13 protein-coding genes are annotated in these 12,577 nt (G+C 69.5%); 8 read left to right on the forward strand and 5 right to left on the reverse strand.

What is annotated here, in order from left to right:
• Positions 1-46: 46 nt before the first annotated feature.
• The 6 genes from EFL95_RS18105 to pknB all read left to right on the forward strand — a co-directional run bounded on the left by EFL95_RS18105 (position 47) and on the right by pknB (position 7,344).
• Entirely contained in the window at positions 47-748 is a 702-nt protein-coding gene (locus EFL95_RS18105) for an FHA domain-containing protein (protein ID WP_342773226.1), read from the forward strand.
• On the forward strand, positions 749-1,225 hold the full coding sequence (locus EFL95_RS18110; RefSeq protein WP_123235525.1) for an FHA domain-containing protein FhaB/FipA: 477 nt from the start codon (positions 749-751) through the stop codon (positions 1,223-1,225).
• Positions 1,226-1,232: 7 nt separating this feature from the next.
• Positions 1,233-2,594 (forward strand): PP2C family protein-serine/threonine phosphatase, encoded by a 1,362-nt coding sequence (locus EFL95_RS18115; RefSeq protein WP_123235526.1) that lies wholly within the window; start codon positions 1,233-1,235, stop codon positions 2,592-2,594.
• A 50-nt stretch (positions 2,595-2,644) separates the two neighbouring features.
• Positions 2,645-4,030, forward strand: coding sequence for an FtsW/RodA/SpoVE family cell cycle protein (locus tag EFL95_RS18120; RefSeq protein ID WP_425463977.1), 1,386 nt, complete (start codon positions 2,645-2,647; stop codon positions 4,028-4,030).
• Positions 4,027-5,544 carry a peptidoglycan D,D-transpeptidase FtsI family protein gene (locus EFL95_RS18125; RefSeq protein WP_123235528.1) on the forward strand — a complete coding sequence of 506 codons (1,518 nt, stop codon included), beginning with the start codon at positions 4,027-4,029 and terminating at the stop codon, positions 5,542-5,544. The genes EFL95_RS18120 and EFL95_RS18125 overlap by 4 nt, the downstream gene beginning before the upstream one ends.
• Before the next feature lie 69 nt (positions 5,545-5,613).
• A complete protein-coding gene (gene pknB, locus EFL95_RS18130) occupies positions 5,614-7,344 on the forward strand; it encodes a Stk1 family PASTA domain-containing Ser/Thr kinase (protein WP_123235529.1) in 1,731 nt (576 codons plus the stop codon).
• Here pknB and EFL95_RS18135 read toward each other — a convergent pair.
• Both EFL95_RS18135 and EFL95_RS18140 read right to left on the reverse strand, forming a co-directional pair.
• Positions 7,341-8,573 carry a YibE/F family protein gene (locus EFL95_RS18135; RefSeq protein WP_123235530.1) on the reverse strand — a complete coding sequence of 411 codons (1,233 nt, stop codon included), beginning with the start codon at positions 8,571-8,573 and terminating at the stop codon, positions 7,341-7,343. The two genes, pknB and EFL95_RS18135, sit on opposite strands and share 4 nt — an antisense overlap.
• Before the next feature lie 19 nt (positions 8,574-8,592).
• Positions 8,593-9,402 (reverse strand): DUF881 domain-containing protein, encoded by an 810-nt coding sequence (locus EFL95_RS18140; protein ID WP_148045102.1) that lies wholly within the window; start codon positions 9,400-9,402, stop codon positions 8,593-8,595.
• 57 nt (positions 9,403-9,459) lie between these two features.
• Between EFL95_RS18140 and EFL95_RS18145 the strand changes: the two genes are divergently transcribed.
• Positions 9,460-9,936 carry a cell division protein CrgA gene (locus EFL95_RS18145; RefSeq protein WP_246005040.1) on the forward strand — a complete coding sequence of 159 codons (477 nt, stop codon included), beginning with the start codon at positions 9,460-9,462 and terminating at the stop codon, positions 9,934-9,936.
• Positions 9,937-9,991: 55 nt separating this feature from the next.
• Here the strand turns inward: EFL95_RS18145 and EFL95_RS18150 are convergent, their stop codons facing one another.
• Together EFL95_RS18150 and EFL95_RS18155 are read right to left on the reverse strand one after the other, a co-directional pair.
• Positions 9,992-10,924, reverse strand: coding sequence for a rhomboid family intramembrane serine protease (locus tag EFL95_RS18150; RefSeq protein WP_246005041.1), 933 nt, complete (start codon positions 10,922-10,924; stop codon positions 9,992-9,994).
• Between the two features lie 17 nt (positions 10,925-10,941).
• Entirely contained in the window at positions 10,942-11,454 is a 513-nt protein-coding gene (locus tag EFL95_RS18155) for a peptidylprolyl isomerase (protein WP_123235532.1), read from the reverse strand.
• 101 nt (positions 11,455-11,555) lie between these two features.
• Here EFL95_RS18155 and EFL95_RS18160 point away from each other — a divergent pair, with 101 nt between their 5' ends.
• A complete protein-coding gene (locus tag EFL95_RS18160) occupies positions 11,556-12,212 on the forward strand; it encodes a hypothetical protein (RefSeq protein ID WP_123235533.1) in 657 nt (218 codons plus the stop codon).
• Here EFL95_RS18160 and EFL95_RS18165 read toward each other — a convergent pair.
• A complete protein-coding gene (locus tag EFL95_RS18165) occupies positions 12,198-12,554 on the reverse strand; it encodes a DUF3817 domain-containing protein (RefSeq protein ID WP_123235534.1) in 357 nt (118 codons plus the stop codon). The genes EFL95_RS18160 and EFL95_RS18165 overlap by 15 nt on opposite strands.
• Positions 12,555-12,577 lie beyond the last annotated feature (23 nt).

Here is a 12,577-nt window from a genome sequence, read left to right on the forward strand (position 1 = left end):
CACGCGCTGACGCATGTGCTGAAAGGGGGCGAAACAGCTGAGCGGCCTGCAACGCTTCGAGAACCGTCTCGAGCAGATGATCTCCGGCGTCTTCGCGCGCACCTTCCGCAGCGCGGTGCAGCCGGTCGAGATCTCCTCGGCGCTGGCGCGTGAGGTCGACAACTCCGCCCAGGTGCTCAGCCGCGACCGCCGGCTGGCCCCCAACGACTTCCACGTCGAGCTCTCCGAGCCGGACCACTCCCGGCTCTCCTCGCTCGGCTCGGCGCTGACCGACGAGCTGATCGGTCTGCTCAAGGAGCACGCCGCCGCGCAGTCCTACGTCTTCACCGGGCCGGTGAGCATCACCCTCGAGGTCGCCGACGACCTGACGACCGGCCGGTTCCGGGTGCGCAGCCAGGCGATGGCCAAGGTCAGCTCGGCGGCGCCCGAGGCCAGCGAGACCCAGGTGCGCCGGGCGACCGCGTTCCTCGAGGTCAACGGCGAGCGGCTGCCGCTCGCACCGCCGGGCATCGTCGTCGGGCGCGGCAACGACGCCGACCTCCGCGTCAACGACCCGGGCGTCTCCCGCCGGCACATCGAGATCCGGGTCACCCAGGACGACAGCGGCCCCCGGGTCAGCGTGCACGACCTCGGCTCGACGAACGGGGTCCTGGTCAACGGCAAGCGCGTCGAGAACGCGGCGATCTCCGACGGAGCAGTGATCCGGGTCGGCAACACCACGATCACCCTGCACCAGAGGCAGGTGTAGATGTCCGAGCTGTCCTTGGTCCTGATCCGCTTCGGCTACCTCGCCGTGCTGTGGATCTTCGTGCTGGCCACGATCTCGGTGATCCGGACCGACATGTTCGGTGCCCGTGCGGCACGCACCGCCGGCGGTCAGGAGCGCAAGGCGGCCAAGCCGACCCGCTCCAAGCCCGCCAAGCCGCGCAAGGGCGACCCGACCTCGGTGGCCATCCTCGAGGGTGGCAACGCCGGTGAGGTCGTCTCGCTCGCGAACGCCCCGCTGCTCATCGGTCGCGGCAACGACGCGGCGATCCGTCTCGACGACGACTACGTCTCCACCCGGCACGCGCGCATCGCCGTCTCCGGTGACCAGTGGTACGTCGAGGACCTCGGTTCGACGAACGGCACCTACGTCGGGAGCAGCCGGATCACCCAGGCGACCGCGATCTCGCTGGGCACCCAGATCCGGATCGGCAAGACGATCCTGGAAATGCGGAAGTGACCCAGGAATGACTCTGGCGCTGCGCTTCGCCGCCCTCTCGGACGTCGGTCGTGTCCGGAAGGACAACCAGGACTCCGGGTACGTCGGACCGCACCTGATCCTGGTCGCCGACGGCGTCGGCGGCGCGGCCCGCGGTGACATCGCCAGCAGCGCGACCGTGGACGCGATGCGGACCCTCGACGTCCCGCCGGGCAACGACGCGCTCAGCCAGCTGTCCGCCACCCTGCACCTGGCGCACGACCGGCTCGCCGAGATCGTCGAGCAGCACCGCGAGCTCGACGGCACCAGCACGACCGTCAGCGCCGCGGTCTTCGACGGCACCCACCTCCAGGTCGCGCACGTCGGCGACAGCCGCGCCTACCTGCTGCGCGACGGCGTCCTGACGCAGATCACCAGCGACCACACCCTGGTGCAGAGCCTGGTCGACGAGGGCCGGATCACCGAGGAGGAGGCGCGGGTACACCCGCACCGGAACCTGATCCTGCGTGCCGTCGACGGAGTGCACGAGCCCGAGCCCGACCTGTTCCCGGTCGAGGTCCGTGCCGGCGACCGGGTGCTGTTCTGCTCCGACGGGTGCTCGGGGTCGCTGAGCACCGAGCAGATGGCGGCACTGATGGCCGGCGAACCGCTCGAGGACGTCTGTGCGCGCCTGGTCCGCTCGGCGCTGGACGCCGGTAGCTCTGACAACGTCACCGTCCTGGTCGCCGAGGTCACCGAGGGAGAGGGCGACGTCGCCCCGCAGCTCGTCGGCGCCGCAGCCCTGGCCCCGCACCGGTCGATCGTCAACGATCACACCGGCAACCTCTCGGAGTCGGACCTCGCCGGGCTCGCCGCGCACGAGATCGACCCGGAGGAGCTCCGCTACGCGCCGCAGGCACCACCGCGCGGTCGTTGGGGTCGCCGCCTGATCGTGCTGCTCGTGCTGCTGGCCCTGATCGGCGGCGCCGGCTACGGCGCCTACCGCTACTCCCAGACCCGCTACTTCGTGAGCGACGACCACGGCAACGTGGCGATCTTCAAGGGCGTGAACTTCGACGTCCCGGTCGTCGACCTCAACCACCTCGTCGAGCGCACCGACATCAAGCTGAGCGACATCCAGGCCTTCGCCGACGACGTCCGCAGCGGCAAGGACTTCAGCAGCCTGGAGAAGGCGCGCGTGTACGCCGCCGGGCTGAACCCGGTCTGCGCGGAGCCGTCCACGCCGTCGACGCAGACCTTGAAGTCCAAGGTCCAGGGCAAGCTGCAGCTGCTCGGCCTGCACCAGGTCACGGTGGAGACCTTCAGCACCGCGGGCATGCCCGCACCCCCGCACCCGCTGACCTACTGGACCGGCGACCCGGCCGTCCTGGACTGCCCGGGAGCGTCATGAGCTCCGCAGCCGCCACCTCGGGGACCTCGGCACGCAAGCCGGGGCCGCTGATGGAGTTCGTGCACCGCAGCCGGCGCGGTGCCGAGCTCTTCCTGCTGCTGCTCAGTCTGGCCGTCGGCATCGGCGCCTACGCCGCCGTCGGTCTCGGCGCCCAGGGCAAGGTCCCGGCCGACATCTACACCTACGGCGGCATCCTCACCGCGCTCGTCGTGGCCGCGCACGTGACGGTCCGGATCAAGGCCGCGTACGCCGACCCGATCCTGCTGCCGATCGTCTCGGCGCTGAACGGCCTCGGGCTGGCGATGATCCACCGGATCGACCTGGGCCGGCAGGCGCGCACTCCCGGCTCGCACGAGTTCGCGCCGAGCCAGCTGATGTGGATGACGCTCGGGGTGCTGCTCTTCATCGTCGTGCTGGTCGCCATCCGCGACCACCGGCGACTCCAGGCCTTCACCTACACCGCCGGGTTCAGCGCCCTGGTGCTGCTGCTGCTGCCCCTGCTGCCCGGGATCGGGAAGACCGTCAACGGCGCCCGGATCTGGATCGGCATCGCCGGGTTCAGCTTCCAGCCGGGTGAGATCGCCAAGCTGCTCCTGGTGATCGCGTTCGCCGGCTACCTGGTCCTCTACCGCGACGCCCTGGCGCTGGCCGGCCGCCGCGTGCTGTTCGTGGACCTGCCCCGGGGCCGCGACCTCGGGCCGATCCTGGCGATGTGGGCGGTCAGCCTCGCCATCCTCGTCTTCCAGAACGACCTCGGTTCCTCGTTGCTCTTCTTCGGCCTGTTCCTGGTGATGCTCTACGTCTCCACCGAGCGCCCCGGCTGGCTGGTCGTCGGCGGGACGATGTTCGTGGTCGGCGCCTACTTCGGCTACCTGGTCACCGCGCACGTCCAGGTGCGGGTCGAGGCCTGGCTGCACCCCTTCGCGAACACCCCGAGCGGTGAGGCGGTCACCGGCACCTACCAGATCCGGCAAGGCCTGTTCGGGATGGGCTGGGGCGGGCTGACCGGTCGCGGCCTGGGTCAGGGCTCGCCGCAGAACACCCCGATCTCGTGGTCCGACTTCATCCTGCCCTCGCTCGGCGAGGAGCTCGGTCTGACCGGCGTCATCGCGATCGTGCTGCTGTACGCGCTGATCGTCGAGCGCGGCCTGCGCACCGCACTGATCTGCCGCGACAACTTCGGCAAGCTGATGGCCACCGGACTGGCGACGGTCTTCGCGCTCCAGGTCTTCGTCGTCATCGGCGGCGTCACCAAGCTGATCCCGCTGACCGGCCTGACCACCCCGTTCCTGTCCCAGGGCGGATCCAGCCTGGTGGCGAACTGGGCCCTGATAGCCCTGCTCATCCGCGTTTCCGATCAGGCCCGGCGCCCACCGCCGGAGTTCTTCGACGACGGAGCCGACATGGACGCCACCCAGGTGGTGAGTCTGCGATGAACCGCCCGATCCGCAACGTGGCGATCGCGGTGATGGTGCTGTTCCTGGCGCTGATGATAAACGCGACGTACCTGCAGTACCTGCAGGCCGACAACCTGACCTCGCTGTCCAAGCACCCGGACAACAACCGGGTGAAGGACGCCGCGTTCTCCGAGCCGCGGGGCAAGATCCTGGTGGGCAACCGGGCGATCGCGCTGAGCCGCAAGTCCGACGACCGCTACGACTTCCTGCGCGTCTACCCGGACGGCGCGGAGTACGCGCACATCTCGGGCTACTTCGCGCGCAACCTCAACCTGGGCGGCATCGAGTCCAGCCAGAACGACGTCCTGACCGGGGACGCGCCGAACCTGTTCGTGAACCGCGTCATCGACCTGCTCGGCAACGAGACCCCGCAGGGCGGCAACGTCAGCCTGACCCTCAACGCGAAGGCGCAGAAGGCGGCGTACGACGGGCTGCGGGCTCTCGGCACGCAGGTGCGCGGCGCCGTGGTCGCGATCGAGCCGGCGACCGGCCGGGTGCTCGCGATGGTCTCGAGCCCGAGCTTCAGCCCGAACCGGCTCGCGACCCACGCCCACAACTTCACCTCGGCCGGCCACTACTACCAGAAGCTCATCGACGACCCGCTCAGCCCGCTGAACAACCGGGCGATCGAGGAGAGGCTGCCTCCAGGCTCGACCTTCAAGCTCGTCACCGCGGCTGCGGCGCTCTCGAGCGGCAAGTACACCCCGAGCACGATGGTCGACGGCGGCGCCAGCCTGGACCTGCCGCTGACCTCGAAGAACCTGGTCAACGAGAGTCGCGGTGGCTGCGGCGGCGCGAAGATCACGCTGACCCGCGCGCTGGACGTCTCCTGCAACGTGGCCTTCGGTTCGGTCGGGCTCAAGCTCGGCCCCGACGCGCTCATCAAGCAGGCCGAGAAGTTCGGCTGGGGCCAGGCGCCGTTCAAGGACCTCGACGACCCGCTGACCCGGATGGCCGTCAGCGTGATGCAGGCCAGGGACAAGGACGGCAACCCGGTCCCGATCGACAAGCCGCAGACCGCGTTCACCGCGATCGGCCAGTCGAACGTCGCGGCCACCCCGATGCAGATGGCGATGGTCGCGTCCGCGATCGCGAACAACGGCCGGCTGATGAAGCCGTACCTGGTCGACGAGATCCGCTCGGCCGACCTCGACGTGATCAAGACGACCAAGCCCGAGGCGCTCAACCCCGAGGCGGTCAGCCCGTCGGTCGCGCGGCAGCTGACCCAGATGATGGTCTCGGTCGTCGACAACGGCACCGGGGTCAACGCGCAGATCCCGGGCATCAAGGTGGCGGGCAAGACCGGTACCGCGCAGAGCGCGCCGAGCCGGCCGCCGTACGCGTGGTTCGTGTCCTTCGCCCCGGCCGACGACGCCCGGATCGCGGTCGCGGTGCTGATCCAGGACGCGGGCGTGGACCGCAACGCGATCTCCGGCAACGGACTTGCGGCCCCCATCGCCAAGCGCGTCATCGAGGCGGTGCTGAACCCGTGAGCCACCAGAAAAGTCTTCTGCTCGGCACGAGCAGGCCAGTACAAAGGGAAGCAAAGATGAGGGGACTCGATGTCTGAACAGCAGCGCGTCGGCGGACGCTACGAGCTGGGCGAGATGCTCGGCCGCGGCGGGATGGCTGAGGTGCGCAAGGGCACCGACATCCGGCTGGGCCGGACGGTCGCGGTCAAGCGCCTGCGCACCGACCTCGCCAGTGACGCCACCTTCCAGGCCCGGTTCCGCCGCGAGGCCCAGTCGGCCGCGTCGCTGAACCACCCGGCCATCGTGTCGGTCTACGACACCGGCGAGGAGCTGTCCGAGGACGGCACCAACGTCGCGCAGCCGTACATCGTGATGGAGTACGTCGCGGGCCGGACCCTGCGCGAGATCCTCCGCGAGGGACGCAAGATCCTGCCCGAGCGTGCCCTGGAGATCGCCTCCGGTGTGCTCGGCGCCCTGGACTACAGCCACCGCGCCGGCATCATCCACCGCGACATCAAGCCCGGGAACGTGATGCTCACGCCGGCCGGCGACGTGAAGGTGATGGACTTCGGGATCGCCCGCGCCGTCTCCGACGCGCAGAGCACCATGACGCAGACCGCGGCCGTGGTCGGCACCGCGCAGTACCTCTCCCCGGAGCAGGCGCGCGGCGAGACCGTGGACTCGCGCTCGGACGTCTACTCCACCGGGTGCCTGCTCTTCGAGCTGCTCACCGGTCGGCCGCCGTTCGTCGGCGATTCCCCGGTGGCCGTGGCCTACCAGCACGTGCGTGAGCAGGCGCCGACGCCGTCGTCGCTGGACGCGGACCTGCCGCCGGAGGTCGACGCGATCGTCGCCAAGGCGCTGGCCAAGCGCCTCGAGGACCGCTACCAGAGCGCCGCCGCGATGAAGGAGGACATCGACCGGTTCCTCGCCGGCCGTCCGGTGCAGGCGCCGCCCGTCGTCGCAGAGCCGGTGCCCGCGTTCGTCCCGCCTCCGGTCGCTGCCTACGACACCGCTGCGACCTCGGTCGTGCCGGGTGCAGGCGACTGGGCCGAGGAGGACCGGAAGAACCGCACCGGCCCGCTGGTGCTGCTCGGACTGCTGCTCGTCGCCGCGATCGTCGGCGCGATCCTGCTGATCCCGCACCTGATCGGCTCCTCGCCGCAGAAGGTGTCGAACCCGCACGTCGTCGGGCTGTCCCAGGCCGACGCGGAGGCGAAGATCAAGGACGCCGGGCTCACCGTCGGCCAGGTCACCGAGGAAGCCAGCGACACGGTCGAGAAGGGGAAGGTGATCTCGCAGAGCCCCGACCCCGACAACCAGAGCTTCATCGATCCGAAGACCGCGGTCGACCTGACCGTGTCCACCGGCAAGCCGGACGTCGAGATCCCGGACATCATCGGGGACAACAAGAACGCCGCCGCCCAGCAGCTGGAGGACCTCGGTCTCAAGGTGGACCTGCGGCAGAAGACGTCGGACGAGAACAAGGACGACGTCCTGGCCGTGAACCCCGACGTCGGCACCAAGGTCAGCGCCGGCAGCAAGGTCATCGTCTACTTCTCCGCCGGCCCGAAGGCGGTGCCGGACGTGGTGGGCAAGACCGTCGAGGAAGCGACCCAGATCCTCAAGGACGCCGGTTACCAGGTCAGCACGCTGCCCGACTCGCAGTCGACGGAGCCGTCCGGGACGGTGACCCAGATGAGCCCGCCGGCCGGCAGCACGCAGAACCGCGGCACGGTGATCACGCTGCTCGTCTCGAGCTTCACCGCGCCGCCGGTCGAGAGTCCGACCGACACCCCGACCGAGACGCCGACTCCTTAGCGGTCCGCCGGCGCTGACCGTGGTCCGACCACGGTCAGCGCCGCGATCGCGGTCGTGATCGGCACGGCGAGCACCAGGCCGATGCCGCTGGCCAGCGTCCGGACGATCTCCTCGGAGATGCTCTCCGAGGACAGCAGCTCGACCAGCGGCCGGTCGTAGAGCGAGAGCAGCAGCAGGACCGCCAGCGCGCTGCCCGCGTAGGCGAACACGATCGTGTAGATCGTCGAGGCGATGTGGTCCCGCCCGATCCGCATCGCGCTGGTGAACAGCGTGCGGCGCGACAGGTCGGGTCCGGCCTCGCGCAGCTCCCAGACGGCCGAGGCCTGGGTGATGGTCACGTCGTTGAGGACGCCGAGCCCGGCGACGACCAGCGCGCAGGTGAGCAGCCCCTGGAACGACAGGTTGTCGGCGAACGCCGAGAGCAGCCCGGCGCTCTCGTCACCGAACCCGGACAGCGTCGCGCCGTGGATGGCGAGCTGACCGACGGCCGCCGTCACCCCGACCCCGAGCAACGTGCCGGCCAGGGCGGCGCTCGTGCGGATCGACGGGCCGTGCGCCAGGTAGAGCACCACGAACATGATCGCCGCGGAGCCGACCAGCGCCACGGCCACGCCCGAGGAGCCCGACAGCAGCGCCGGGAGCATGAACTTGAAGAGCACCGCTCCGCCGATGCCGAGGCTGACCAGGGCCAGCACGCCGCGCAGGCGGGCCACCGCGGCGACGACCAGGACGAACAGCGCGGCCAGCAGCCACAGCGGCTTGAGCCGGATGACGTCGTCGAACGAGTACGTCGCCGGCGCTCCGTTCGTGCCGGGGATCCGGACCAGCCGGACGTGGTCGCCCGCCGCCAGGCCGGACTGCGCCACGGCGGTGGGGACGCCGACCTTCTCGGTCGCACCCAGTTCGGGGCCGTCGGTGAGCACCGCGGCGATCTGGCCGCAGCTCGCCGAGCTCCCGGACGTGTTCGGATCGCCCTGACCCTGGTCGGGCGGGCACGGCTTCTGCACCGCCGTCACCCTCGCCTTCTGGAAGGTGACTCCGGGGGCGGCGTACTGGGCCTGGTTGCGCAGCGTGTCGACCGCGTGCGCGTCCGGCCACAGCGCCACGACGCCGATCACCGTCGCCACGGCGGTCAGGGCCAGGAAGGTGAGCAGCACCGTGACCGGTCCGCGGGCGACGTCGACGGACGACGGACCGTGCCGATGGGCATGGGAGTGCGAATGAGCCATGGGGTTCTCCTCGAACCGCTCAGCGGGGTGCGTCGGTCGGCTCTGGACCCGGCCGGGCGTACTTCAGGGTGGCAGCGCCGGTGTAACCAGGCATGTCGAGCGACGAGCTCTCCGTGACCTTGTAGCCGAGCTGGTAGGCATCGACGAAGGTCAGGTACGCGTTCACGTAGTCGCTGTTGTCCAGGCTGGCCTGGAGGTCGGAGGCATCGCCGATCGCGGAGATCCGGTACGGCGGCGAGTACGGCACGCCGTGCAGGATCACGGTGTTGCCGACGCACTTGATGCCGGTCGTGGAGATCACCCGCTGGCCCTGGATCGTCATCGCCTCGGCTCCCCCGGACCAGAGCGCGTTCACCACGGCTTGGATGTCCTGCTGGTGGACCACCAGCTCGTCCTGGGTGACCCCGCTGTCGGGGTTGTTCCGAGCCTCGTCCAGCTCGCTCTTCGGCGCGTCGTCGAGGACGACGGTCAGACCCGGGCCGGTCACCGGCGAGAACCCGCTCGGGCCGCGGAGCAGGTCGACCTGGTGCTGGAGCTCGGTGACCTGGGAGTCGTTGACCTGGTGGCTCAGGCCGCTGATCTGCGTGTTCAGGCCGGAGACCTGGGACTGGAGGTCGTTGACGTGCTCACGCTCGGCGCGGACCACGTGGTCGAGGTCGGTCACGCTGGCCGCGCGCAGGTCCAGACCCTTGGAGTTGATCGAGGTGGTGACGAAGAGCAGGCCCGCCACGACGAACATCGAGACCGCCACCGGGCGCCAGCGGCCCCGGACCCGAAAACGGAGCAGCTCGCGCCAGCTGCCCCCCATCGGCTCGCGATCCGGTCCCACCCGACTACGCTAACCGACGACCCCAGCAGTTCTCCCGTACCGATCTGGAGCTCCACCGTGTCCAAGCGCACCGCCCGCAACCCCTCGATGTCGATCAGCGGCTACGAGACCTCCCTGGTGCGCTGCGCCGTCGTGCTGCTGCTCGTCGCCGCCGGCATCGCCTGGATCACCGTCTACACGAACTTCGCGATGGACGCCGCCGAGTGGACCAAGGGCTTCGGCAAGAAGCCGCACACGCCGTTCCCGTGGATGTCCGACCTGCACAAGTGGAACTACCTGATCGGGTTCGGACTCTCGTTCCTGGGCCTGATCGTCTCCGCGCACCCGAAGACCCCGATGGGTCGCGGCCGCGGCGTCGTCGTCGGGATGCTCGGGTGCTTCCTGCTCGGCCTGGCCTGGATCGTCACGTACTACTTCGTGGCGCAGAGCTCCACCGCGCACATCCCGGTGATGGACAAGCTCGACCAGATGAACCTGATCGTCGGCGTGGCCTTCATGGCCGTGGGCTTCACCTTCGCCACCAAGTGGGAGTGACCCGGCGAGTTACACGTGTGTAGTTCTCCACAGGGTTGTGCACAGCTGGGGATAACTACTGGAGCCCTCGGCTGAAGGTGGAGGGGTCCTTCGGGTAGAACTCGTGCTCGTGCAGGTACTGCGCGCGGACGACGATCAGCCCGATCGACAGCGCGAGGACCGCGCCCGCGACCGTGAACTGCACCAGGGTCCGCCTGGCCTTCGGCGCGTAGACCATGGCGATTCCGACCAGCGTGCCGCCGACCAGGCCGCCGAGGTGGCCCTGCCACGAGATGCTCGGCACCGTGAAGGTGATCAGCAGGTTGATGGCGAGCAGGCTGAGCAGCCCTTGGTAGTCGCCACCGGTCTTGTAGGCGACCACGGCCATCGCCCCGAGCACGCCGAACAGGGCGCCCGAAGCGCCGACCGTCCCGCCGTGCGCGTTCGAGAACAGCATGACCGCCGCCGAGCCGGTGAGACCGGACACGAGGTACAGGGTGAGGAAGCGCAGCCGGCCCAGGATCTGCTCCAGCGCTGGGCCGAACAGGTAGAGCGCCATCATGTTCAGCGCGATGTGCCAGACCTCGATGTGGGTGAAGTCGGCCGTGATGAGCTGCCACCAGGCACCGTGCGCGACGCCGTCGACGACCTCGGCCGTCTCTCCGACCCCAGGGCTCCGCAGACCCCAGTTGGGAACCAGGGCCAGCTTCGAGGCCAGCACGGAGTTCCCACCGCCCGCAGCCTGGATCGCGAGCCAGATGACGATGTTCACCCCGAGCAGGATCGAGGTGATCAAGGTCGGGTTCCCCACCCGGATCCCGCCGTACGGCAGCCGCGCCGTGCGCACCGACTTCGCACCCTCCTTGACGCAGGAGGGGCACTGGAAACCGACCGCCGCCGAGTTCATGCAGTCGGGGCAGATCGGCTTCTCGCAGCGCTGGCACCGGATCCAGGTCTCCCGGTCCGGGTGTCGGTAGCAGACGGGCGCGGCCGCCGAGGGATCGCTCAACGGAGTGTCACCCGGGCTCAGCCTCGGGTGATCTCCACGGACTCGATGACCACCGGGTCGATCGGGCGGTCGCCCGGGCCGGTCGCGGTGGTGCCGATGGCGTCGACCACGTCGCGGCTCTCCTGGTCGGCCACCTCACCGAAGATGGTGTGCTTGTTGTTCAGCCAGGTGGTCGCCGCGGTGGTGATGAAGAACTGCGAGCCGTTGGTGCCCGGGCCGGCGTTGGCCATCGCGAGCAGGTACGGCTTGGTGAAGGCCAGCTCCGGGTGGAACTCGTCCTTGAAGGTGTAGCCCGGGCCACCGGTGCCGGTGCCGAGCGGGCAGCCGCCCTGGATCATGAAGTTGTCGATCACGCGGTGGAAGCCGAGGCCGTCGTAGAACTTGCCGGTCTTGCCGCCGTCAGCCTGGTACTCCTTGGTGCCCTCAGCGAGGCCCACGAAGTTCTCCACCGTCGCCGGTGCGTGGTTCGGGAACAGGTCGATGACGATGTCGCCGCGGTTGGTGTGCAGCGTGGCCTTCAGGTCTGACATGGATTGCCTTCCACAGGGGTGAATGAACCCCCAGATCCTCGCATGCTCGGGCAATCGCGCGGGTATGGGTCGCTCAGAGAGCCACCGAGGAGGAGGCAGCGATGTCGCGCACCAAGAAGGCCCACCGACTGATCGACCAGGCCGCTGGCCAGGCCACCACGCTCGTCGACCACGCAGCCGTCCAGGCGAACGCGCTGGTAGACCAAGTGGCTCCGCTCGCCGAGGCGGCGCGCGAGCGGGTCGTGACCGAGTACGTCCCGCAGGCCCGCAAGGCCGGGCGGAAGGCGCGCAAGCAGATGATGGAGCAGTACGTCCCGCAGGCGCGGGCGAGCCTGGACGACGCCCGCGAGGCAGTCGCTGCCGCCGCGGCCACCGCAGCCGCCAAGTCGCCCGTCGGCCCGAAGCCCAAGAAGAAGCGCGGCCGCACCGTCCTCAAGATCGCAGTCCTGGCCGGTGTCGGCACCGCGCTGGGTCAGTGGTTGCGCAACCGGAACGTCTCGCCGGTCTCGATGTACGAGGCCCCGGAGCCCACGGGCAATCGGGTGCCGCCGCAGCCCGGTCCGGACCTCGACCTGGACGTCGACCCGGTCCCGCCTGGTGCCGTCGGTGAGCACGACCCCGAGCCGGAGGACCTGAGCCGGTTGGAGGGCGAGGCGCCGATCACCCCGGCCACGACCACGGAGTTCCCGGACGACTCGCTCAGCTCGTTCTTCTCGGACGCGATGGACGAGCCGGCGAAGGGGTCACGCCGGCGCTGAGGCCGTGGGTTCGTTCAGCTCGGGGAACTGCTCGCGGAGCTTGCGCACGACGACCCGCTCGACGAAGAAGATCAGCAGCGGGATCAGTCCTGCGAGCAGCACCAGCACGGAGAACTGGACCGTCCACCGTGCCCGGCGGGCGATGAGGAACGCCACGATCACGTAGGCGATGTAGAACCAACCGTGGAAGACCCAGCCGATCGAGATGTCCTCGCCGAACTTCTGACCGCTGCTGCCCTCGGTGAGCAGGTACTTCATCGGCAGCGCCACGGCCGACATCACGGTGAGCAGGACGCCGACGATCGGGGCGAGGATCCGGTAGGCGTTGAACAGGTTTCGCACGTCTGAACGGTACTGGGGGGCTG

The sequence above is a fragment of the Nocardioides marmorisolisilvae genome, from assembly GCF_003725775.1.
Classification (GTDB): Bacteria; Actinomycetota; Actinomycetes; order Propionibacteriales; family Nocardioidaceae; genus Marmoricola; species Marmoricola marmorisolisilvae.

Bases quoted from the DNA above. Each gene is read 5' to 3' on its own strand.
- EFL95_RS18135 (WP_123235530.1), bottom strand. From the start codon at position 8,573: ATGGCTCATTCGCACTCCCATGCCCATCGGCACGGTCCGTCGTCCGTC.
- EFL95_RS18155 (WP_123235532.1), bottom strand. From the start codon at position 11,454: ATGTCAGACCTGAAGGCCACGCTGCACACCAACCGCGGCGACATCGTC.
- pknB (WP_123235529.1), top strand. From the start codon at position 5,614: ATGTCTGAACAGCAGCGCGTCGGCGGACGCTACGAGCTGGGCGAGATG.
- EFL95_RS18110 (WP_123235525.1), top strand. From the start codon at position 749: ATGTCCGAGCTGTCCTTGGTCCTGATCCGCTTCGGCTACCTCGCCGTG.
- EFL95_RS18120 (WP_425463977.1), top strand. From the start codon at position 2,645: ATGGAGTTCGTGCACCGCAGCCGGCGCGGTGCCGAGCTCTTCCTGCTG.
- EFL95_RS18125 (WP_123235528.1), top strand. From the start codon at position 4,027: ATGAACCGCCCGATCCGCAACGTGGCGATCGCGGTGATGGTGCTGTTC.
- EFL95_RS18160 (WP_123235533.1), top strand. From the start codon at position 11,556: ATGTCGCGCACCAAGAAGGCCCACCGACTGATCGACCAGGCCGCTGGC.
- EFL95_RS18115 (WP_123235526.1), top strand. From the start codon at position 1,233: ATGACTCTGGCGCTGCGCTTCGCCGCCCTCTCGGACGTCGGTCGTGTC.